Annotated in this window: 20 protein-coding genes; 6 read left to right on the top strand and 14 right to left on the bottom strand. The window is 59.0% G+C overall.

The window, feature by feature from the left end:
• Window positions 1–214 precede the first annotated feature (214 nt).
• The 6 genes from BN1012_RS14245 (at window position 215) to BN1012_RS14220 (ending at window position 6,385) form a co-directional block, all read left to right on the top strand.
• Window positions 215–775: a F0F1 ATP synthase subunit delta gene (locus BN1012_RS14245; RefSeq protein ID WP_043950106.1), complete on the top strand. Its 561-nt coding sequence runs from the start codon at window positions 215–217 to the stop codon at window positions 773–775.
• On the top strand, window positions 775–2,304 hold the full coding sequence (gene atpA / locus BN1012_RS14240; protein ID WP_043950105.1) for a F0F1 ATP synthase subunit alpha: 1,530 nt from the start codon (window positions 775–777) through the stop codon (window positions 2,302–2,304). The genes BN1012_RS14245 and atpA overlap by 1 nt, the downstream gene beginning before the upstream one ends.
• Before the next feature lie 35 nt (window positions 2,305–2,339).
• Window positions 2,340–3,218, top strand: coding sequence for a F0F1 ATP synthase subunit gamma (locus BN1012_RS14235; RefSeq protein WP_043950104.1), 879 nt, complete (start codon window positions 2,340–2,342; stop codon window positions 3,216–3,218).
• 360 nt (window positions 3,219–3,578) lie between these two features.
• Complete coding sequence (gene atpD, locus BN1012_RS14230) at window positions 3,579–5,003, top strand: F0F1 ATP synthase subunit beta (RefSeq protein ID WP_043951148.1); 1,425 nt, start codon at window positions 3,579–3,581, stop codon at window positions 5,001–5,003.
• Between the two features lie 23 nt (window positions 5,004–5,026).
• The gene (locus BN1012_RS14225; protein WP_043950103.1) at window positions 5,027–5,422 is read left to right on the top strand and encodes a F0F1 ATP synthase subunit epsilon; all 396 of its coding nucleotides are present in this window, start codon (window positions 5,027–5,029) and stop codon (window positions 5,420–5,422) included.
• 150 nt (window positions 5,423–5,572) lie between these two features.
• Window positions 5,573–6,385 (top strand): ferritin-like domain-containing protein, encoded by an 813-nt coding sequence (locus BN1012_RS14220; RefSeq protein WP_043950102.1) that lies wholly within the window; start codon window positions 5,573–5,575, stop codon window positions 6,383–6,385.
• 20 nt (window positions 6,386–6,405) lie between these two features.
• On the opposite strand, the gene BN1012_RS14215 is transcribed toward BN1012_RS14220, so the two are convergent.
• From BN1012_RS14215 to BN1012_RS14150, 14 genes are all read right to left on the bottom strand, one after another.
• Entirely contained in the window at window positions 6,406–6,891 is a 486-nt protein-coding gene (locus tag BN1012_RS14215) for an RNA pyrophosphohydrolase (RefSeq protein ID WP_043950101.1), read from the bottom strand.
• 18 nt (window positions 6,892–6,909) lie between these two features.
• A complete protein-coding gene (locus tag BN1012_RS14210) occupies window positions 6,910–8,190 on the bottom strand; it encodes a divergent polysaccharide deacetylase family protein (RefSeq protein WP_145973479.1) in 1,281 nt (426 codons plus the stop codon).
• A 196-nt stretch (window positions 8,191–8,386) separates the two neighbouring features.
• Window positions 8,387–9,742: a S41 family peptidase gene (locus BN1012_RS14205; RefSeq protein WP_043950100.1), complete on the bottom strand. Its 1,356-nt coding sequence runs from the start codon at window positions 9,740–9,742 to the stop codon at window positions 8,387–8,389.
• A 119-nt stretch (window positions 9,743–9,861) separates the two neighbouring features.
• Entirely contained in the window at window positions 9,862–11,118 is a 1,257-nt protein-coding gene (locus tag BN1012_RS14200; protein WP_043950099.1) for a murein hydrolase activator EnvC family protein, read from the bottom strand.
• Window positions 11,102–12,625 (bottom strand): hypothetical protein, encoded by a 1,524-nt coding sequence (locus tag BN1012_RS14195; protein ID WP_081826424.1) that lies wholly within the window; start codon window positions 12,623–12,625, stop codon window positions 11,102–11,104. Before BN1012_RS14195 ends, BN1012_RS14200 begins: the two co-directional genes overlap by 17 nt.
• A gap of 68 nt (window positions 12,626–12,693) precedes the next feature.
• A complete protein-coding gene (locus tag BN1012_RS14190) occupies window positions 12,694–13,158 on the bottom strand; it encodes a 23S rRNA (pseudouridine(1915)-N(3))-methyltransferase RlmH (protein WP_043951146.1) in 465 nt (154 codons plus the stop codon).
• Between the two features lie 52 nt (window positions 13,159–13,210).
• On the bottom strand, window positions 13,211–13,528 hold the full coding sequence (gene rsfS, locus BN1012_RS17815; protein WP_043950097.1) for a ribosome silencing factor: 318 nt from the start codon (window positions 13,526–13,528) through the stop codon (window positions 13,211–13,213).
• Window positions 13,529–13,808: 280 nt separating this feature from the next.
• The gene (gene egtD / locus BN1012_RS14180) at window positions 13,809–14,822 is read right to left on the bottom strand and encodes an L-histidine N(alpha)-methyltransferase (RefSeq protein WP_081826422.1); all 1,014 of its coding nucleotides are present in this window, start codon (window positions 14,820–14,822) and stop codon (window positions 13,809–13,811) included.
• 96 nt (window positions 14,823–14,918) lie between these two features.
• Window positions 14,919–16,277 carry an ergothioneine biosynthesis protein EgtB gene (gene egtB / locus BN1012_RS14175; protein ID WP_081826523.1) on the bottom strand — a complete coding sequence of 453 codons (1,359 nt, stop codon included), beginning with the start codon at window positions 16,275–16,277 and terminating at the stop codon, window positions 14,919–14,921.
• Between the two features lie 153 nt (window positions 16,278–16,430).
• Entirely contained in the window at window positions 16,431–17,060 is a 630-nt protein-coding gene (locus BN1012_RS14170; RefSeq protein WP_043950096.1) for a nicotinate-nucleotide adenylyltransferase, read from the bottom strand.
• A complete protein-coding gene (locus tag BN1012_RS14165) occupies window positions 17,061–18,353 on the bottom strand; it encodes a glutamate-5-semialdehyde dehydrogenase (protein WP_244442906.1) in 1,293 nt (430 codons plus the stop codon).
• Window positions 18,350–19,531: a glutamate 5-kinase gene (proB, locus tag BN1012_RS14160; protein WP_043950095.1), complete on the bottom strand. Its 1,182-nt coding sequence runs from the start codon at window positions 19,529–19,531 to the stop codon at window positions 18,350–18,352. The genes BN1012_RS14165 and proB overlap by 4 nt, the downstream gene beginning before the upstream one ends.
• Window positions 19,528–20,610 (bottom strand): GTPase ObgE, encoded by a 1,083-nt coding sequence (gene obgE, locus BN1012_RS14155; protein WP_043950094.1) that lies wholly within the window; start codon window positions 20,608–20,610, stop codon window positions 19,528–19,530. The genes proB and obgE overlap by 4 nt, the downstream gene beginning before the upstream one ends.
• Entirely contained in the window at window positions 20,607–21,227 is a 621-nt protein-coding gene (locus BN1012_RS14150; RefSeq protein ID WP_043950093.1) for a GNAT family N-acetyltransferase, read from the bottom strand. The genes obgE and BN1012_RS14150 overlap by 4 nt, the downstream gene beginning before the upstream one ends.
• Window positions 21,228–21,229: the final 2 nt, after the last annotated feature.

Below are 21,229 nucleotides of genomic sequence, written 5' to 3'. Positions count from 1 at the left end.
CCTGTGAGGCAAGTGCGTCAGCACGCCGCGCAGCTTATGTTGCACAGCGGAAAACGGTGTGTTACCTAACGCGCGGTTTGGCCGAAAGCGGTATTTCTTAACGCTTGGGTTGCACCCGATTTTCTTAAGTATTTCAACGCCTTGGCAGGTTGTGGCAATCGTCCGGCCCCGGGGTTGAGAAATATCCAACCAGTAATTTCTAGCGGGCGGTTACGTGGCAGGCGAAGACGCGAATTTTACCGGTGTCGCCGGACGATATGCGAGTGCTCTGTTTGACCTCGCAAAGGAAGCTGGCGCCATTGATGCGGTTGCCAGTGATCTTGCGGGCCTTGAGCAGATGATGAGTGAGAGCGCGGACCTTCGCGATCTCGTCAAAAGCCCGCTTTTTGGCCGTGATGACCAGACGAAGGCCATGGGCGCGATCCTTGAGCGCGCCGGGGCTTCTGACCTTACAAAGAAATTTATCGGCCTTGTGGCTACCAACCGGCGCCTGTTTGCGCTGGATGGCATGATCAAGACCTACCAAGCTCTCGTCGCGCAGTATCGCGGCGAAGTTTCGGCAGAAGTGACTTCTGCCCACCCCCTCACCGATGTGCAGGTGCAAAAACTGACTGAAACGCTCAAAGCCGCTACCGGCAGCGACGTAACGCTCAGCACCAAGGTTGATAACGGACTTCTGGGCGGCCTCGTGGTCAAGCTTGGCAGCCGGATGGTCGACACGTCCCTGCGCACAAAACTCAATCGCATGAAGCTTGCTATGAAAGAGGCCGGTTGATGGACATTCAAGCCGCCGAGATTTCCTCGATCCTGAAAACGCAGATCCAGAACTTTGGCTCCGATGCTGAAGTCACCGAGATCGGCCAGGTTCTTTCCGTTGGTGACGGCATTGCCCGCGTCTACGGTCTTGACCAGGTTCAGGCTGGTGAAATGGTCGAATTCCCCAATGGTGTGCGCGGCATGGCGCTCAACCTGGAAGACGACAATGTTGGTATCGTGATCTTTGGGTCTGACCAGCAGATCAAGGAAGGCGACACCGTCAAGCGCACCGGCGCCATTGTGGATGTGCCCGTGGGCAAGGGTCTGCTTGGTCGCGTGGTTGACCCGCTTGGTAACCCGATCGACGGCAAGGGCCCGATTGAGGCCACTGAGCGCCGCGTCGTTGACGTGAAAGCGCCTGGCATCATTCCACGTAAGTCCGTGCATGAGCCAATGCAGACAGGCATCAAGGCGATTGACGCTCTTATCCCCGTTGGCCGTGGCCAGCGTGAGCTTGTGATCGGTGACCGCCAGACCGGCAAGACGGCTGTTGCGATTGACGCCATCCTCAACCAGAAGCAGGTCAACCAGGGCGACGACGAGAGCAAGAAGCTCTACTGCGTCTATGTCGCCATCGGCCAGAAGCGTTCAACGGTTGCTCAGATCGTGAAGACGCTCGAAGAAAACGGCGCCATGGAATATTCCGTGGTTGTGGCCGCGACAGCGTCCGAGCCTGCACCGCTTCAGTTCCTTGCACCATTCGGTGGTTGCGCCATTGCGGAATACTTCCGCGATAACGGCATGCACTCGCTGATCGTGTATGATGATCTTTCCAAGCAGGCTGTGGCGTATCGCCAGATGTCCCTGCTGCTTCGTCGTCCTCCAGGACGTGAAGCGTATCCGGGTGACGTGTTCTACCTTCACTCCCGTCTGCTTGAGCGTTCTGCCAAGCTGAACGAAGACAATGGTCTTGGTTCCATGACGGCGCTGCCAATCATTGAAACGCAGGCCAACGACGTGTCGGCCTACATCCCGACAAATGTGATCTCGATCACCGACGGACAGATCTTCCTTGAAACAGATCTGTTCTTCCAGGGCATCCGTCCTGCTGTGAATGTAGGTCTGTCGGTGTCGCGTGTGGGTGGTTCTGCCCAGACGAAGGCCATGAAGAAAGTGGCTGGTGCCATTAAGGGTGAGCTGGCGCAGTACCGTGAAATGGCGGCGTTTGCGCAGTTCGGTTCTGACCTTGATGCGACGACCCAGCGTCTTCTCAACCGTGGTGAGCGCCTGACTGAGCTGCTCAAGCAGCCGCAGTTCTCGCCCTTGTCCATGGAAGAGCAGGTTGTTGTGATCTTCGCGGGTACTCAGGGCTTCCTGGACAATCTGCCGGTTGATGACATCGCGCGCTTTGAAGAAGAGCTGCTGCGCACATTCCATGAAAAGCATGCTGACGTAATGACGAGCATCCGTGATACTGGCGCCCTGTCTGACGACACCAATGCCAAGCTTCGTGAAGGCGTTGAAGCTTTCGCAAAGTCGTTCGCATAACGGCCTGAGCCGCTAGAAGGATACGAGAGCAAGCAATGGCGAGCCTCAAGGAACTCCGTAACCGGATCGCAAGCGTCAAGGCGACGCAGAAGATCACCAAGGCCATGCAGATGGTGGCAGCGTCAAAGCTGCGCCGGGCGCAGGAAGCTGCTGAAGCTGCTCGTCCGTATGCTGAGCGTATGGACAGCGTGATGGCAAACCTCGGTGGATCCATGCTGACGTCAGCTGGTGCATCACCGCTGCTGATCGGCACGGGCAGCGAGCAGGTTCACCTGCTGGTGGTTGCAACAGCAGATCGTGGTCTGTGCGGTGGCTTTAACTCATCCATCGCACGTATTGCCCGGTTGAAGGTTCAGGACCTTCTGGCTGATGGCAAGACAGTGAAGATCCTGTGCGTTGGCCGCAAGGGCCGCGACATTCTCAAGCGTCAGTTTGCTGATCTGATTGTTGATACGTTTGAGTTCACTGATGTGCGCCGCATCGGCTATGCGCAGGCGGAGACTGTGACCAAGCGTGTCCTCGACATGTTTGAAGCTGGCGAGTTTGACGTCGCAACCATTTTCTATTCTGCCTTCCAGAATGTTGTGACGCAGATTCCTACAGAACAGCAGATTATTCCGGCCTCTATTCCTGAGCGTCCTGCGGATGCCGGTGAGCCGGTGCCATACGAATATGAGCCGGAAGAAACAGAGATCATGAATGATCTTCTGCCGCGTAGCCTGACGACACAGGTGTTCCGCGCACTTCTGGAAAACGCAGCGTCTGAACAAGGGGCCCGCATGAGCGCCATGGACAACGCAACGCGCAACGCTGGTGACATGATCGACAAGCTGACATTGACCTATAACCGGTCACGTCAGGCACAGATCACCAAGGAACTGATTGAAATTATCTCGGGCGCGGAAGCGGTCTAGATACAAGACGACATAAGAGCGGCGCTAAGCCCCTTCGACCACACAACAATGCCCACGCTGAACAGGGAATCAGCGGCTGGGCACACAGCAAGCCGGGGGGCGCTGTAAGTGGCGAAGCAGAATGGATTTGGACGCTTGTTGCGTCCGTTGCTTGAGAGCATTTCCAATGTTCTTGGGCTGTTTGTCCGACAGAGGGGGCCACGCGCCCTGCCTGCACCGGGCAGTGAGACTTCTACGGTCATTGATGTGACCGCGAATGAGATTGTGACTAAGCCCGCACCGGCACCTGCCGCTGCGGTATCAACAAAGGCCGCACATGACGTGCTGCCAGGTACTGAGACGAGACCGAGGATACAGACCATGAGCTCCAACGCAGTGGGCAAAATTACCCAGGTCATCGGCGCCGTTGTGGACGTCCGGTTTGAAGAAAACCTGCCGGCGATCCTGAACGCGCTTGAAACCGACAACAACGGCAACCGCCTTGTTCTGGAAGTCGCGCAGCATCTCGGCGAGAACACCGTTCGCGCCATCGCGATGGACTCGACCGAAGGTCTTGTTCGTGGACAGACAGCGACCGATACAGGCGTTGCCATTCAGGTGCCCGTCGGTGACGGCACACTGGGCCGCATCATGAATGTGATCGGTGAGCCAGTGGATGAAGCTGGCCCGATCCAGTTCACGGAAAAGCGCCCCATTCACGCTGATGCGCCTGACTTCGTTGAGCAGTCAACGGAAGCTGAAATGCTCGTTACGGGCATCAAGGTGGTGGATCTGCTTGCGCCATATGCGAAGGGCGGCAAGATCGGCCTCTTCGGTGGTGCCGGCGTGGGCAAGACGGTTCTTATTCAGGAACTCATCAACAACATCGCCAAGGCGCACGGTGGTTACTCTGTGTTTGCCGGCGTTGGTGAGCGGACCCGTGAAGGCAACGACCTTTACTGGGAAATGATCGAATCAGGCGTGAACAAGGAAGGCGGCGGAGAAGGCTCCAAGTGCTCCTTGATCTACGGCCAAATGAACGAACCTCCCGGAGCGCGTGCCCGTGTTGCTCTTGCTGGTCTGTCCGTGGCGGAAGATTTCCGTGATAAGGGCCAGGACGTGCTGTTCTTCGTGGACAACATCTTCCGCTTTACGCAGGCCGGTTCTGAAGTGTCTGCTCTGCTCGGTCGTATCCCGTCAGCTGTGGGCTACCAGCCAACACTGGCAACGGACATGGGCGCTCTGCAGGAACGCATCACGACCACAACCAAGGGCTCGATCACGTCCGTGCAGGCCATTTACGTGCCTGCCGATGACCTGACTGACCCGGCGCCAGCGACATCGTTTGCTCACTTGGATGCAACGACAGTGCTGAACCGTGCGATCTCTGAAAAGGGCATCTACCCGGCTGTGGATCCGCTCGACTCAACAAGCCGTATTCTTGAGCCGCGCGTTGTTGGCCAGGAACACTACGACACGGCCCGCCGGGTGCAGGAAATTCTGCAGAAGTACAAGTCGCTGCAGGACATCATCGCCATTCTCGGCATGGACGAGCTGTCTGAAGAAGACAAACTCACCGTGGCGCGTGCGCGTAAGATCGAACGCTTCCTGTCACAGCCGTTCTTCGTGGCTGAGCAGTTCACCAACACGCCAGGCGTGCTTGTGGACATTCAGGACACGGTCAAAGGCTTCAAGGCTCTTTGCGATGGTGACTATGACCATCTGCCGGAAGCTGCTTTTTACATGGTCGGCACGATTGAGACCGCCATCGAGAAAGCCGAGCGTCTGGCTGCGGAAGCCGCTTAAGCGGTCTGGATTGGTAAAAGCACATGGCTGACAAGCTGCATTTTGAACTCGTAAGCCCGGAACGGCTTCTCATGTCTGCGGATGCGGACATGGTGACTGTGCCCGGCGCTGAAGGCGACTTTGGTGTGATGGCGGGACACGCGCCCTTCATGACCACATTGCGCCCCGGTGTTGTAGACGTTCAGGACGGTCGGGAAGAAACCCGTCTGTTCGTGCGTGGTGGCTTTGCGGAAGTCAATGCAGAGGGCCTGACGCTTCTGGCCGAGCACTCTGTTCCGCTTGATGAGCTGGACAGCGCTGCTTTGGATCAGGAAATCCAGAACGCGCAGGAAGATGTGGACGATGCTGCCTCAGACGCCGCGAGATCACGGGCTGAGGTAAAGCTCAACCATCTCAAGCAGCTTCGCGACGCGCTTTAGAACAGTGGTTTGGGCGCAAACGCGCCGAACCCACAAAAAGATTGTCGATAAACCCGGCTGGACAAAATGATGTCCGGGCGGGTTTATTGTATGGGCATATTGCCGGTGAGGGGGCTTCAACCGGCGTAATAAGGTGGGGATTACCCATAGATGACTCAGCACTGGACCCTAGATGACATCGACTGGGCCGCTTTTGACGCGTCAAAGGTGGATGCAGATCTCCTGCGCACGGTCAAAGCTGCATCCTTGGTGGAAGCCAATGCGCCTGACTATGTGACCTATCTCAGCCAGGTGTTTTCTGACGATCCTGAGCTGCTCGCTGAAATCGAGCGCTGGGGCGTCGAAGAAGAGCAACATGGCGCGGCTCTGGCCCGCTGGGCCGAACTGGCCGACCCCACATTCAGTTTCGACAAAGCGCTGAAAGACTTCCAGGAGGGGTATTCCATCCCGATGGACGTTGATGAGTCCACGCGCGGTAGCCGTGGCGGGGAGCTGCTGGCGCGCTGCGTTGTGGAAACCGGGACGTCGTCTTTCTATTCAGCCATCCGCGATGCCAGCGAAGAGCCCGTCCTCAAGCAGGTGGCCGCCAATCTCGCCCGCGATGAGTTCAACCACTACAAGCTCTTCTACGATCACTTCCTTAGGTATGAAAAAGATGTGCCGTCAAAGATGCGCCGGCTGAAGATAGCGCTGGGACGTGTCAACGAAGCAGATGACGACGAATTGTCCTATGCATATTACTGCGCAAACACGCCTGCCGCTGATTATGATCGCGAAGGCTGCGCAAAGGCCTATCAGGCGCGGGCCCTGGGGCTGTATCAGCGCCGTCACACAGACCGGCTGGTTGCGATGATTGCCAATGCGTGCGGCATCAAGATCGGGGCCCGCGTTGCAAAACCGCTGACGTCTGTTGTGTGGTGGGGTTTCTCAAACCATGCCAAGCGTCTGGCCAAAGCCGCCTGACGTTTCTGCCTGAAGTCCGACTAAGCGGTTAAATGCGCGAAGTGTTCCACGACCTGTTCGTAGACCGGGCGTTTGAACTCCACGATCAATCCTGGAAGCTGTGCCGCATCTTCCCAGCGCCAGTCATCGAACTCATCGTCTTCCGCCTTTGACAGATCGATGGCGCTGTCGTTGCCCAGATAGCGCATGGCGAACCATTTTTGCTTCTGGCCGCAATACTTGCCCTTGAGGGCTTTGCCAACGAGATGCTCTGGCAGATCATAGGTCAGCCAGTTCTCTGTCTGCCCGATCACTTCCACATCGCTGATGCCGGTTTCTTCTTCCAGCTCACGCAGGGCTGCTGGCAATGGGTCTTCACCCTCGTCGATGCCGCCTTGCGGCATTTGCCATGAGCCGGGTTCATCCTGCTGCACTGATCGCTTCATGGCCCGTCGGCCAATCCAGACCTTATTGGACGCGTTGAGCAGCATGATGCCGACGCAGGGGCGGTAGGGAAGTTTGCTCATGGCAGAAAGATACCGGTTCTATTCGTTGAGATCGCCGGAAGCGTCTGCCTGGCTTGTTGCCTCACTGCCAGCCGGACCGGACATGCCATGGGCAAGTGCCGCAGAAACCGGAACGAGATCAATGCCTTTGTCCGCAAGGCTTTCAGCCCATTGAGCAACGCGTTCAACGGTAATGGGAAGGGCTGTTCCAATGCCGACGGCCATGCCGTTCTGGCGGGCAACGTCCTCCAGGTCAGCCAGTGCCTTGTCGATCTGGCGTGGGGATTTGGCGGCATCCACAACCCGATTGCCGATGGCCCAGTTGAAGCCTGCCGGCACTGCATCTTCGGTCGCGTTGCGTGCGCCATCGCCGGTATCGACGAAGCCTACGCCGCGTTCCATCAAAGCAGTCATGATGGGTGCAAGTGACTCAGATTCCGACAGGAACCGTCCGCCCTGTCGATTGACGGTGGCGAAGTAGCCCGTTGTTCGCGCCAGCAGCCATTCGAGGCGCTTGCGGTTTGCTTCGGCGGGCAGGTTGGTCAGCAATGTGTAGGGACCCGGATCATTATCGGGATAGTCAAACGGCTCCATTGGAAGCTCAAGAGCGACCTCATGGCCGTCGGCTCGTGCGGCATTGATCTGGTTTTGCAGTTCACTGGAATAGGGTGTGAATGCCAAAGAGACGTCAGCGGGCAATTGCTCCAGGGCGCGTTCAGCAAATGTGCGATTGAGACCAAAGCCCATGATCATGATGGCCACGCGCGGGCGCGCATCGTCGCCTGTAAGCGGTGGCTCAAAGGGGCGGCCGTAGCTGGCGACAGGGCGGCGGCCATCGGCCGCCACAATGGGAAGAAGCCCAGCCGTGGTTTCTTCATACAGGCCTTCTATCGGGGCGCCTTCCAGGGACGCGCCTGCGGCCAGCAGCGGCAGCGATCCGATCTGCTGAAGGTTACCGTCCGTGGCGGGCAGTGCGTTCTCGTCCTGCGTTGGTGTGTCCGTCTCGTCTCCAGCGCCGGGCGTTTCATCGCCATCCAGAACCTGCGGCTGCGGGGGAATGGAAACGGTCTCGCCGCTGATCAGCGTCTCTGTGCCGGCGTTTTCATCGGTGGAGAGCTGCAAAACGTGCTCGGCGGGCCGTCCATCATCGCCTGCAAAGGACAGCCAGATGAGCAATCCACCGATCAGCAACGCGACTGCGAAAACGGCAATAGCCAGCGGGCTGATCCGTGTCGGGCCGGTATCAGGCGTGTCCTGAGGGTCTGTATCTGTCGGGATGGCGGTCATGGCAGGCAGGTGGGTGCACCGATATGAATTCAAGAGCGCTCACGATAGCGGTTTATCTGTGCTGGCATAAGGGCTTGCGCGACCTGCGTCCAGTCACGCTTAACGCGGTGCAGGATGGCTCAAACGAATCCGGCCACGGAAGACCTTTCAAGGTCGCCGTGGCCGGACAAGATGAACGAAATGAAAGAAATCAGGAGATAGCGTCGCTATCTCCTGATCGATTGGCGCATTAGTTGGGAATCGGGGCCATAGCGGCGCCGCCTTCGCTTCCAGCACCTGCCGCTGCGCTTGCATCAGCGGTTGGTGTTGGATTTGCCGGATCATATGTCCGCTTGCCGAGGATCAGGTCACGGGCATAGATGAGCTGAAGGTCATCTTTGGCATCGCGAGGCACGTAGGCGGATGACCCACCCTTTTCGTCCTCGTCTTCAGCAGCCAGATGGCCCGCCAGTCCGGCTTCACCGGTTGTGCGGATGTCTTCGTCTTCCGGCACGTTCTGCTCGACCTTGATGTCCGGTGTAATGCCCTTGGCCTGGATCGACCGGCCCGCAGGTGTGTAGTAGCGGGCTGTTGTCAGGCGAATGGCGCCATCGGAACCAAGCGGAATGATGGTCTGGACTGATCCCTTGCCGAAAGAGCGCGTGCCAAGCACCAGTGCACGCTCATGATCCTGCAGGGCACCAGCGACAATTTCCGACGCTGAAGCGGATCCGCCATTCACGAGCACAACCACCTGCTTGCCATTGGCAAGATCGCCAGGCCGTGAGTTGTAGCGCTGGGTGTCCTCAGGGTAGCGGCCACGGGTTGAAACGACTTCGCCCTTTTCAAGGAAGATGTCTGAGACCTCGATGGCCTGATCCAGCAGACCGCCGGGGTTGTTGCGCAGGTCAACCACGAAGCCAGGCATGTCCGACATTTCGCGCAGAGCGGCACGCACGCCGTCTGATGTCTGCTCGTTGAATGTTGTGACGCGGATGTAGCCGACGCCTTCATCGCGCTTGTAGCGCACGGACTTGATGCGAATGATGTCGCGCACGACGGTTACATCAAACGCTTCATTGCGGCCCTGACGGACGATCGTCACAGTGATGGGTGCGTTGACTGGTCCACGCATCTTTTCAACAGCTGCTGAAAGGGTAAGGCCAAGAACCGGATCGCCATCCAGATGGGTGATCAGGTCGTTGGCGCGCAGGCCTGCCTTGTCGGCTGGGGTGTCGTCAATCGGGGCCACGACTTTGACGAAGCCCTCTTCCATGGTGACTTCAATGCCAAGTCCGCCGAATTCGCCGCGGGTCTGCACCTGCATGTCGCGGAACGTCTTGGGGTTGAGGTAGCTTGAATGAGGGTCGAGTGAGGTCAGCATGCCGTTGATCGCGTTATCGATCAGGTCAGCATCAGCCGGCTCTTCCACGTAGTCCGCGCGGACGCGCTCGAACACATCGCCAAACAGGTTAAGCTGCCGGTATGTTTCAGAACTTGCGGCTTCTGCGCCACCACGGGTCGGGCCCGCATCAAGGGCAAAAATCCCTACAAGAGCCAGGCTCACCAGGCCTGCGGCCCCTGCAATCACCGTACGGTGCATCATTCGCTACCCTTCATTCTCACATCTGACCGACGCGCACACGGTGCCGTCGCCCTTGATCTCGTGCCAGTTACAATTCCGCCAGATTGTGGCCTAAGCGCGGTGCTCAACGAGCAAAATGCCTAAGCCGGGCGGCTCTGAAACCTGATCCACGGGGCCGGATCAACCGGTTTCCCGTCTTTTCTCATCTCTATATAGAGCACAGGTGTATTACCTGCACCTCTACCGGCCTCCGGACGCCCATTTTGGCCACCATTTGCCGCAGTTGCGCCCGTCGGAAGGCGCCCAATGGGCTCTCCGGCAAGCAACTGCTGGCCTGGCCCTGCGTAAATCTCGGCCAGTCCAGCGATAACAATAAGGTAATTGTCGCCCGGGGTGATTATCAACACGTTGCCATAACTGCGAAATGGCCCGGCAAACACGATTTCGGCATCCGCAGGGCTTACGACCTGCCCCCCGGCCCGGGCACGCAGGCTGACCCCCTGAGACGGGCTGCCTGAGCCGTCATCGGTCCCAAAACGTTGGACAATCCGGCCTGTTGCCGGGCTTCGCAGGGTGCCGCGCAGGGTGGAGAAGGCTGGCGGCGCTGTTTCCGCATCATCCCCGGGGCGCAAAGCCGCAAATGTCGGCACATCCTGCTCCAGACCGCCCAGCAAATCGCGCAGGGAGCGGGCGCGGCCTGCCAGTTCCGCATATTTGTCCGCGGCGCGTTTGGCGTCAGTGGAACTGATGAGTTCTTCCTCGCGCTTGGCGACCAGCAATTCATCAATCCGACGCTGCTCTACTTCCAGTGCCGCAACATCCTGCGTCAGCTGTTCGCGCTGGCTGGTGATGGTGCGGGTCAGGTCCTCAAGACTCTTGATCTGCCTGGACAGGTCATCGGCGACGTCCTTGAGTTCAGGGACGAGGGTGCCCAGCAGCATGGCGCCTCGGGCTGCCGCCAGGGCATCCTGCGGTTTCACCAGCAAGGCGGGTGGTGGCTCCAGGTCGAGCCGCTGGAGGGCTGCAAGGCTTTCAACCAGCTGCTCCCGCCGCGTTGCCAGCAATGCTTCGCTCACCGCCCGGGCGGCAACTAGACCTTCGATATGGGACTGGTTTTCGCTGACGGCGCTTTCCAGTGCCGCTGCCCGGTCCCCTGCAGCTACCAGTTCCTCGCGCAATCTCAAAACAGCGCGTGCGGCAGCCTTGGCCTTGGCCTCCGCTGCATCGCGAGACGATGACGCACCGCCCAGGGCGCGCTCGACTTCCATGAGTTCTTCAGCCTGAGCGGGGTCTATGCGTGTTTCCTGCGCATGTCCGGCAGGCAGCGCGACCGCGAACGCGCCGATCAGTGCGACCGCCAGTGTTGCTGTAAATGAAATGTCACGATGCTGCCGCATCAATGACCTCCTCATGGGCCAGAAGCGATGTCCCCGACAATTGGTCGTGCGGCTGCGCGCCGGCCAGATCCAGTATGGTCGGTGCAATGTCAGCCAGTGTCCCTGCATTGAGCTGTGTGTCGCTTGTGCAGGGGCCGCCATGGATGAGGCAGGGTAAGGACGTTGCAAGGCCGAGGCTGGTGTCCGTCCCGATGGCCAACAGCGTGCCGCCGCGCCGCTCAATAATGGCAGCGATCCGGCCCAACCCTTTGTCCTGCTGCTCGATGATGCGGCGGGCGGCTGAATCCAGTGTCTGACTGCCCGGCATACGCACTGCCGCTGGCACGCCGGCAAGCAATGCAAAAATCACGTCGGTCTTGTCGTCCTTGATGGCACGCACTGCAGCATCTGCAGCTTCAAGTGCGTTCGATGCCACCAGTGTCTTGCTGGCATTGGGGGTGCATCCTTCAACGGATGCCGCCCACAATGTGTGCTCATGGCGTGGGGCTGCCATCATCAGGCTCAAATCTGCGCTGCGCACAATGTCAGGAAGGCGCGGATGGGATGGTTGAAACAACGACAGGGGCTGGCTTGCCTGCGCGACAGGTGACGTACCTGGCTTTGACGTTCCAGGCTGGGGCCAGCCGATCATGCGCCTGCAAGCAGAAAGCGTAGCAGGACGCGCTGACGGCACATCCAATGTGTCGCCGGGCACCAGAACTTTCAGCAGGTCTGAAAAACCATCTGCTTGCGGATGAAGTATCAGCAATGCGTCATCGCTGCGCATGCCTGGATAGGTCTGGTCCGCAGCAGGCTTGATGTCGCCATCATTCACGCCTGCCTGGTTTTGGGCATCGATGTATTGTGCAAGGCCGCTGCGTTCCTGCGGGCTGGCATCCACAATGGCATCACGCACAAGGGCCAGTGCCTTGGCGTCCGCTGTTTCGTCGAGGGCGAAGGCGCGGCCGGACACGGTTGCAAAGCGCACCGTATCAACGCCTGCTACATCTTCGTGAAACTCGTGCAAAGCGCCCAGCGCAGCATCAGGTGCGGTATCCCGGCCATCAAGAATGGCGTGGACCCACACGCGAATGCCCGCGTGACTGAGATTGGCTGCGATCTTTGCAGCGTGAGCTGTGAGACCTTCGATGCCCGATGACGTCAGGCAGCACAGAAGGTGGCAATCGCCGCCTACACGCGTCAGGTCTTTGACGAAAGACTGAAACCCTGTGTGTTCCGCAAGACCACCGGGCGATCGAAGGACTGCCTCCAGAGGTGAGCTGGGGGCAATCGCGTTGTTGCCCTCGGCAATGGCTGCAAGGGCGCTGCTCATGCTTGTGGGCGTGGTGGCGGGAACTATGGATGTTGCAGCGGCGCGCTGGGCCAGCCGGTTGAAGGCGGGCGTGCGGGTGCTGAAAATCGGCGCACGCGGATTGTCTGCGACCGCGCCCCAGCCCTGGAGCATGGCCACGACGATGGGGCGCGCAGGCGCGTCGCCAGATGTTTTTGGTCGGCCGAAAAGTCTCATGGTGTTTTTGGTCTTGTGGCCTGCTGTGGGTGACCCGGAAATTCCGACTCACTGTCTGGTCTTGGTGACTAGTCGCGATGATAAGGGTGGCGAGCCAGAATGGATATGGCCCGGTAGACCTGCTCAAGCAGCATGATTCTCGCCAGCATATGCGGCCAAGTCATGGCGCCCAGAGACAGCATGGCGTTCGCCTTGGCTTTGACAGCCGCACTGTGGCCGTCCGCCCCACCGATCACAAACGCGATGTCACGGTGGGTGCCATCCTTGAGGCTATCCAGCCAATTTGCCAAATCGCGACTTGGCCGCTGTCTGCCGGTTTCGTCCATGGCAATGATGAACGCGTTGTCAGGCAGGGCAGCCAGCAGTGCTTCGCCTTCCAGTTCCCTGGTTGGCTTTGCATCCAGCTCGATTGTCTTGATGTCCGTGATGCCCAGATTGCGGCCCAGAGCTTGTGCCCGGGAGAGGTAATCGTCGGCAAGAGCGCGCTCATTCTTGTCACGCATGCGGCCGATGGCGCAGACGGTGATGCGCATTGTGTTCTTCTTTGTCTGCGCCTGCACTCAGGCAGGAGCGTCCTGCAACTGGCTAGTTGGCCAGCTGGTCTTCGGGCATGTCAGAGGACCAGAGGCGCTCAAGATTGTAGAAATCACGCACTTCTGGACGGAAAACATGGATTACAATGTCACCGGCGTCGATCAGGACCCAATCAGCATGGGTCATGCCTTCAACGCGCGGGGCCTTGCAGCCTGCTTTCTTCAGGGCCTCAACCAGATAGTCAGCAACGGATCCCACATGGCGCTGTGACCGGCCGCTGGCGATTACCATGCAGTCGGCCATAGATGATTTGCCTGCGAGTTCGATGGTGACAACGTCTTCGGCCTTGGTGTCTTCAAGACACGCCAGCGCTGCTGCGCGAAGCCGGTCGGACTGGTTGTGGTCTTCTGACTGTGTGCCTGCGAAAGATGTTTCTTCCGCCGCTTTGGCCTCTTGGCCAGCATAGTCGATACTCAGGTTTCAGCTCCACTTTTGCCCTCCACCCAATTCATTTGTGGGGAAGGGTGCCGGCTCACGGAGACCTTGCCGAATCGGCGAGTTATCCTGCCGGTACGGGCACCGTGGCCCGCTTCCATGAGGACAATATGACGATTAGGCCTGCAACCGCAAATACAGTGATTTCAGGCGGTTAACCGGCGACTTCCAGCAGGTGGAGCGAGAACAGCCCATCCGCGTCCGTCCACAGGCCGCGCGGCACAAATCCGGCCTTTTTGGCCATATCTGCGAACTCCTGAGGCTCATATTTGTAAGAGCTTTCAGTGTGAATGCGCTCACCATCGTCAAAATCGAAGGTTTGGCCTTCCAGACGAATTGTCTGCGGGCCTTTGGCTTCCAGGTGCATTTCAACACGGCCCTGATCGCCATTGTAGAAGGCCACGTGGGAAAAGCCGCTTTCGTTGAGTTCGGCACCCAGCTCTGACTGCATCCGTTTGAGCAGGTTCAGATTGAACGCAGCCGTAACACCGGCGCCATCGTCATAGGCGGCATCCAGAATGTGTTTCGGCTTTTTCAGGTCCACACCAATGAGAAACTGGCCGCCTTTGCCAAGCAGTTTGGTGCTGCGGGCCAAAAGGGCCTCGGCCTCGGCGGGCACAAAATTGCCAATAGTCGAGCCGGGCAGAAAGCCGAGCTTGCGGGTACCCAGATCACGGGTCTCAGCAGGTAGGTCGAAACCCTGCGTGAAATCGGCACAAATGGCACCGACGGCAATCTCGGGCATGTCTCCGGCCAGACCGCTCATCTGGCCATGCAGGTAATCTCGACTGATGTCGACCGCTACGTATCCTGCCGGCTTGTCGAGGGCGTCGAGCAGGCGGCGTATCTTGAGGCTTGAGCCCGCGCCATATTCAACCACCAGACAATCGGGGCCGACGGCCTCGGCGATATCGGCACCGTGCTGTTCGAGCAGGCCGAGTTCTGTGCGGGTTGGATAATATTCCGGGGTCTGACATATCTTGTCGAACAGCTCGGAGCCGCGTTCGTCGTAAAAGTATTTGGGCGCAATCCGTTTTGGAGAGGCGGCAAGGCCTGTCATGGCATCATCAAGAAATGTCGCCAGCGCAGGTTTTTCGTCTACAAAGAAAGCGAGCGCGGAGGAGTCCGTTGCGGGGCGATCAAGTGTTGTCGTGTCGTGGGCGGTCATTTTGTTTCCTTCCCGATACTGGTCGGGCTGTGGATTGGCCGTTCAGGCGTCTTCGCAGGCTTTGTGATGTGGGGCGGGATTTATGATCTGGAAATGTCAGGTGTCGCGTGCAAGGCGCAATCCTGAAAACTGCCATCGCGCGTGGGCAGGAAAGAAATTTCGGTAGGTCGCGCGCATGTGGTTCTCAGCAGTGGCGACGCTGCCGCCGCGCAAGACCATCTGATTGGCCATGAACTTGCCATTGTATTCACCAATGGCGCCTGCAACAGGCTTAAATCCGGGGTAAGGCGTATATGCGCTCTGCGTCCATTCCCATACGTCGCCGAATACCTGCTTGAGCTGTGCCTCACCGTCTGCTGACTTGGGATGCAATGCGGACTGTCCTGGCTGTGGGCCGGCAAAGTTGCCGGCCGGCTCAAGGCCTGCGGCTGCGTGTTCAAGCTCAAACTCGGTTGGCAGGCGGACGTCGCAGCCCTGTTCGCTGCGCCATGCAGCATAGGCGGCGGCTTCAAAGAATGAGATGTGGCAAACGGGCTCATGGGGGTTCACGTCGACACGGCCATGCAGCGTATAGGTTGTCCATGTGTCAGATGCCGTGTTGTCCTGGATCCAGTAAAGCGGAGCCTGCCACTGATCTGCCTGGGCCCGGTCCCATCCTTCAGCGTGCCACCAGCGTGGGTCTGTGTATCCGCCGTCACGAACAAATTCGAGATACTCGGCATTTGTGGTGGGACGGGTTGCGAGCGCGTAGTCGCGCAGCAGGACCTGGTGGCGCGGTCCTTCGCAATCATAGGCAAACCCGTCATTGGCCAGATCACCGGAGTGGCCACACATGGTGATGCCACCGGGAAAGTCGACCCATCCAAGGGCGGGTGCTGCATCGCTTTGGTTTTGAGGTGCCGGATAAACCGCAGGCCACATCGGGTTGAAGGACAGAGCGTGTTTCAGGTCTGTGACGAGCAGTTCCTGGTGTTGCTGTTCGTGATGCAGGCCCAGCTCAATCAACGGCGCAATGGTTTGCCAAATGTCGTCGTCGGTAGATTGGGCAAAGCTCAGGAGAGCTGCATCGACCTGGCTGCGGTATGTTCCCACTTCCGCCACGCTGGGGCGCGAGACGAGCCCACGGTTGGGGCGGGGGTATTGCGGGCCGACGGACTGATAGTAGGAATTGAACAGATAGTCGTAGATCGGATCGACCGGTTGATAGGTCGGGTCATGCGGCTTCAAGACAAAAGTCTCAAAGAACCATGTGGTGTGCGCGCGGTGCCATCGGGCCGGGCTGGCGTCTTCCATCGACTGCAGCATCTGGTCTTCAGGCGTCAGCGGCGCAGCCAGGCTTTCCGTTGCAGCGCGCACCCGCTCAAAGTGAGCCAAGAGCGTCTCGCGCGACAGGCGTTGGGCGCCGGCGGACGCAATATTATCAGAGGCGGTCGCTTGGCTGACAGAAGAAGGCATTGAGGCGTCTTTCGGCATCTTATGGAAACTGCGAAGCGCCAACTCCGCCAAGTTCAAAGGCGTAAGTCAACCACGTGTCAGGTAAGTGACGCGATTGTGTGTTTCCAGAGGCTATCCGCGCACTGTATTTGGACCGCTACGGATCATTTTCGCTCAGTCGGCAACCCAGGCGGACCCGATCTGTCGACGGATCTGTGTCGATGAAAGCGGTGTGGGCTGGTCCTCAATAAAGACCCAGGCGGGCGCTTCAACATCTGCCAGCCGGGATGCGTGCTCAACGGGAAATTGTCTGTTGGCATAACGGCTTGCGGCATGTGACAGCCGTGCCTTCAGGCTGTATCCGGGCCGGGCAATAACCGCGACGGGCACGCGTTCCATGATGCTGGTCCACTGGTGCCATTTGGGAAAGCTGAGCAGATTGTCTGCGCCCATCAGCCACACAAAACGGGTCGCAGGAGCGCGGTCGGTCAACTGACGTATAGTGTCAGCAGTGTAGCGGGTGCCCATCTGCGTTTCGATGTCCGTCACACGGATGGCTGGGTGATCGGCCATTGTCCGCGCACTTTCCATGCGCTGGGCAAACGGCGCCATGCCTTTTTCGGGCTTCAGCGGGTTTTGCGGAGACACCAGCCACCACACCTGATGCAGCTGCAAGCGGCGCAGTGCGACCAGGCTGATATGCCTGTGGCCCTCATGGGCCGGATTGAACGATCCGCCCAACAGGCCGATACGCAATCCACCGATCAAGCCGTTGTTCAGGCCGGGGCTGAGCTCTGAGGACATTTACGGCCGGGTCTGGCCGCTGCCGCGCACCACATATTTGAAGGATGTGAGTTGTTCCAGGCCAACGGGTCCGCGCGCATGCAGCTTGCCGGTAGCAATGCCGATTTCAGCCCCCATGCCGAATTCACCGCCATCAGCGTATTGTGTTGAGGCGTTGTGCAGCAGAATGGCGCTGTCGCAATCGGTCAGGAATTTGTCGGCCGTTTCCTGATTGTCGGTCACGATGCATTCGGTGTGCTGTGAGCCATATTCAGCAATGTGCGCCAATGCGCCTTTGACGCCGGGCACGACAGCAACAGCGATAATCGCGTCGAGATACTCAGTGCTCCAGTCTTCTACAGTGGCCGCAGAAATGCCGGGCACAAGCGCCTGAGACTTTTCGTCGCCGCGGATCTCGCAGCCAGCGTCCTGCAGCGCCTTCACGACGGCAGGCAGGTGGGTGTCTGCAACGGCTTCGTCGACCAGCAGTGTTTCAGCAGACCCGCAAATGCCGGTGCGGCGAAGTTTGGCGTTGATGGCTATCTTCTGTGCCATCTCGATGTCCGCGTCCTTGTCGACATAGACATGGCAAAGCCCATCCAGGTGGCCGAGTACGGGCACGCGGGCATCATTGGTGACGCGTTCTGTCAGGCTGCGGCCGCCCCGGGGCACGAGCAGATCGATCGACCCATCAAGGCCCTTGAGCATTTCACCAACAGCCGCACGGTCCGTGGTGGGCACAAGCTGAATGGCTTTTGAGGGGAGCTGCGCAGCATCAAGGCCGTGTTCCAGAATGGTGTGGATGGCGCGCGACGAATGAAAACTCTCCGAGCCGCCACGCAGGATGACCGCATTGCCGGATTTGAGGCACAGGGCACCTGCGTCCGCGGTCACGTTGGGGCGGCTTTCATAGATGATGCCGATGACACCAAGGGGCACCCGACGGCGCTCGATGTGTAGACCGGAAGGCATGTCCCATTCTGTGATGGTTGTGCCGACGGGGTCTTCGAGTTCAACGATGGCTTCAAGACCTTTGGCAATGGCCTCGATACGGTCATCGTCGAGTTTCAGACGGTCGAGCATGGCACCAGTCAGGCCACGCGCCTGAGCTGCTTCCATGTCTTTTTCATTGGCGGCAAGAATGAGGTCCACGTCGGCGCGGATGGTCATGGCCGCGGCAAGCAGGGCTGCATCTTTTTGTTTGCGCGGAGCTGAGCGCAGAACCTTGGCGGCGTCACGGGCATGGGCGCCGATGTCGCGCATGGTGGCGACCACATCAGGGTCTGCTGTATGGAGTTTTTCAACGACACTCATTTTGACAGCTCGCTTCTTGTGTTGGTCATACTCGTAGTCTTGGGTGTGTCTTTGGCGGCGCGGTTCAAGGCCAGATGGTCCCGGTGGATCATCTCGTCACGACCACGATAGCCAAGCAGGGCTTCAATTTCACCGCTTTTGTGCCCGGCAATGCGCGATGCATCACTGGAGGCGTAGGCCACAAGGCCGCGGCCAAGCTCGACCCCTGCTTTTGTCTGCACAATCACAGCATCGCCGCGGTCAAATGTACCGCTGACCTTGCAGACGCCGGCAGGTAGAAGGCTGCGGCCGCGCGCCAGGGCTGCAGCCGCCCCGTCATCCACGGCAATGACGCCGGAAGGCTGGAGGCTGCCTGATATCCAGCGCTTGCGGGCCACGACGGGTGTTTCATGGGCGGTGAACCAGGTGGCGTTTGCGCCTTCCTCAATCGATTTGAGAGGATGATCTGTCGCGCCCTTGGCAATGACCATATGCACACCGGCTTCCGTCGCGATGCGGGCAGCTTCGAGTTTGGTGATCATGCCGCCGGTGGACATGTCCGTGCCTGCGGTGCCAGCCATCGCCTCAATCTGGGGTGTGATGGCATCAACTTCGCGAATGAGGGTGGCGTCCGGGTTGTGAACAGGGTCATCCGTATAAAGACCATCAACGTCTGAAAGAAGAACAAGACAGTCTGCGTCGACCATGCTGGCGACGCGGGCGGACAGCCGGTCATTGTCGCCATAGCGGATTTCGGTGGTGGCAACCGTATCGTTTTCGTTCACAACGGGGACCAGATTGAAGTCCAGCAATTTGGTCAGGGTTGAGCGGGCGTTGAGGTAAGATCGCCGCCCTTCTGTGTCGCCCAGAGTCAGCAGGACCTGTGCGATGCGGATGTCATGGGTGTCAAGTGCTTCCTGGTAGGCGCGCGCCAGACCTATCTGGCCGAAGGCCGCTGCGGCCTGGCTTTCTTCGAGGGCCAGTGTATTGCGCGCGCCAAGGCCAAGCGCCTTGCTGCCCAGAGCAATGGCCCCTGAGGAGACAATGATCACCTGCTGTCCACGGGCGCGCAGCCGTGCCACGTCGTCGCCGAGGGTCTGAAGCCAGTCACCGCGCATGCGTCCAGACGCGGCATCCACCAGCAAGGCGGATCCGATCTTGATAACAACACGTTTTGCTGTGACGAGGCGATCACTCATGGGCGCCAGCCTTCCGTAGGCGCAGGGCGATCTTCCTTGATGGCGAGTTCTTCGGCTTCCTTGGCTTCTGCTTCGTCAATCAGCATCTGCCGGACATTGGCGACATACACGTTGATGGCACGCAGCGCCTCAGTCACGCCTTCGCCGCTGGCGCTGGACAGCATGATGGGCTTGGTGCCGGTGATGGCTGTGATCTCGGCTTCCTTTTCAGCGCGCGCTTCAGGTGTCAGGGAATCCACCTTACTGAGGGCTACCAGTTCCGGTTTTTCAGATAGTCCGTTGCCATAGGCTGCAAGTTCGCCGCGGATGGTGCGGTAGTCAGCGGCGACATCATCCTGTGTCGCGTCCACGAGATGCAGCAGGACGTTTGTCCGTTCCACATGCCCCAAAAAGCGGTCACCAAGGCCGAGGCCTTCGCTGGCTCCTTCGATGAGGCCGGGAATATCGGCCAACACAAAGGCGGCCTCGTCCACTTTCACAACGCCAAGGTTAGGTGTCAGCGTTGTGAAGGGGTAGTCAGCAATCTTGGGTTTTGCGGCGGTGACGGTCGCAAGGAACGTGGACTTGCCCGCATTGGGCAGGCCAACGAGGCCCGCATCTGCGATCAGTTTGAGGCGCAGCCATATCCAGCGTTCTTCGGCTTCCTGGCCTTCATTGGCGCGACGGGGCGCCCGGTTGGTCGAGCTTTTGAAGCGGGCATTGCCCCAGCCGCCGTTGCCACCCTGGGCCAGCAGCACGCGCTGGCCGGCTTCGGTCAGATCAGCAATCAGCGTTTCGTTGTCTTCTTCAAAAATCTGTGTGCCGACGGGAAGCTTGAGCACCACGTCGTCGCCGCCCTTGCCGAAACGGTCACGGCCCGCGCCGCTCTCGCCGCGGCGTGCCTTGAAGTGCTGTTGGTAGCGATAGTCGATGAGGGTGTTGAGGGAGTGGACGCACTCTGCCCACACATCGCCGCCCTTGCCGCCGTCGCCACCATCGGGTCCGCCGAATTCGATGTACTTCTCTCGACGGAACGAAATGGTGCCGTTGCCGCCTGCGCCTGACGCGATAAAGACTTTTGCCTGATCCAGAAACTTCATGATGCTTTACTCAGATGAGGTGACTTTATCAGGCTTTCCCAGCGGGGCTTATCCATGCGGTAGGCGTTGCGCAGCTTGCCAGCCTCGGGGTTCAACTTGGAAGCTGAGGCAACCGGCATGGAGGTGTTCATGAAATGAAACCCTGTCTTTTCAAGTACGCGTGCCGAGGCATCATTTCCCATGGCGCAAAAAGCGCGCAAGCTACCTGCCTTGAGGGTATCAAACGCCCAATCACGAAATCCAACCGCGCATTCCGTCGCCAGACCTTTGCCCCAGTGGGCAGGGTCGATCCAATAGCTCAGCTTGTATTGGCGGCCACTTACCCCAAGTTCGACCATGTGGCCAAGATTTGTCGCACCAACAAGAGTGCCATCTGCTTTGATGATAATGATAAGCCGATAGTCCGTACCTGCTGAAATCTGCTCAGGCACCTGCGCACTCCACTCGCGCACCAGGTCTGCGGGGCAGGGGGTGGGAATGTGAGACATGACGGCGCCGATGCGGGCATCACTGGCAACGCGCGCATAATCGTCCGCATAGTCCGACGCGAGCGGACGCATGATGAGACGGTCTGTCTCAATCAGGATGTCGCTCATGCCGGGCAATGTATGCGCCATTG

It is taken from the genome of Candidatus Phaeomarinobacter ectocarpi (assembly GCF_000689395.1).
Taxonomy (GTDB): Bacteria; Pseudomonadota; Alphaproteobacteria; order CGMCC-115125; family CGMCC-115125; genus Pyruvatibacter; species Pyruvatibacter ectocarpi.
The sequence above is the reverse complement of the archived record's forward strand: the minus strand, read 5'-3'. Positions and strand labels throughout refer to the sequence as shown.

Bases quoted from the DNA above. Each gene is read 5' to 3' on its own strand.
- BN1012_RS14150 (WP_043950093.1), bottom strand. From the start codon at position 21,227: ATGGCGCATACATTGCCCGGCATGAGCGACATCCTGATTGAGACAGAC.
- BN1012_RS14235 (WP_043950104.1), top strand. From the start codon at position 2,340: ATGGCGAGCCTCAAGGAACTCCGTAACCGGATCGCAAGCGTCAAGGCG.
- BN1012_RS14220 (WP_043950102.1), top strand. From the start codon at position 5,573: ATGACTCAGCACTGGACCCTAGATGACATCGACTGGGCCGCTTTTGAC.
- obgE (WP_043950094.1), bottom strand. From the start codon at position 20,610: ATGAAGTTTCTGGATCAGGCAAAAGTCTTTATCGCGTCAGGCGCAGGC.
- atpA (WP_043950105.1), top strand. From the start codon at position 775: ATGGACATTCAAGCCGCCGAGATTTCCTCGATCCTGAAAACGCAGATC.
- proB (WP_043950095.1), bottom strand. From the start codon at position 19,531: ATGAGTGATCGCCTCGTCACAGCAAAACGTGTTGTTATCAAGATCGGA.
- BN1012_RS14225 (WP_043950103.1), top strand. From the start codon at position 5,027: ATGGCTGACAAGCTGCATTTTGAACTCGTAAGCCCGGAACGGCTTCTC.
- egtD (WP_081826422.1), bottom strand. From the start codon at position 14,822: ATGACCGCCCACGACACGACAACACTTGATCGCCCCGCAACGGACTCC.
- BN1012_RS14195 (WP_081826424.1), bottom strand. From the start codon at position 12,625: ATGAGACTTTTCGGCCGACCAAAAACATCTGGCGACGCGCCTGCGCGC.
- BN1012_RS14165 (WP_244442906.1), bottom strand. From the start codon at position 18,353: ATGAGTGTCGTTGAAAAACTCCATACAGCAGACCCTGATGTGGTCGCC.
- egtB (WP_081826523.1), bottom strand. From the start codon at position 16,277: ATGCCTTCTTCTGTCAGCCAAGCGACCGCCTCTGATAATATTGCGTCC.
- BN1012_RS14190 (WP_043951146.1), bottom strand. From the start codon at position 13,158: ATGCGCATCACCGTCTGCGCCATCGGCCGCATGCGTGACAAGAATGAG.
- BN1012_RS14205 (WP_043950100.1), bottom strand. From the start codon at position 9,742: ATGATGCACCGTACGGTGATTGCAGGGGCCGCAGGCCTGGTGAGCCTG.
- BN1012_RS14200 (WP_043950099.1), bottom strand. From the start codon at position 11,118: ATGCGGCAGCATCGTGACATTTCATTTACAGCAACACTGGCGGTCGCA.
- BN1012_RS14215 (WP_043950101.1), bottom strand. From the start codon at position 6,891: ATGAGCAAACTTCCCTACCGCCCCTGCGTCGGCATCATGCTGCTCAAC.
- atpD (WP_043951148.1), top strand. From the start codon at position 3,579: ATGAGCTCCAACGCAGTGGGCAAAATTACCCAGGTCATCGGCGCCGTT.
- BN1012_RS14170 (WP_043950096.1), bottom strand. From the start codon at position 17,060: ATGTCCTCAGAGCTCAGCCCCGGCCTGAACAACGGCTTGATCGGTGGA.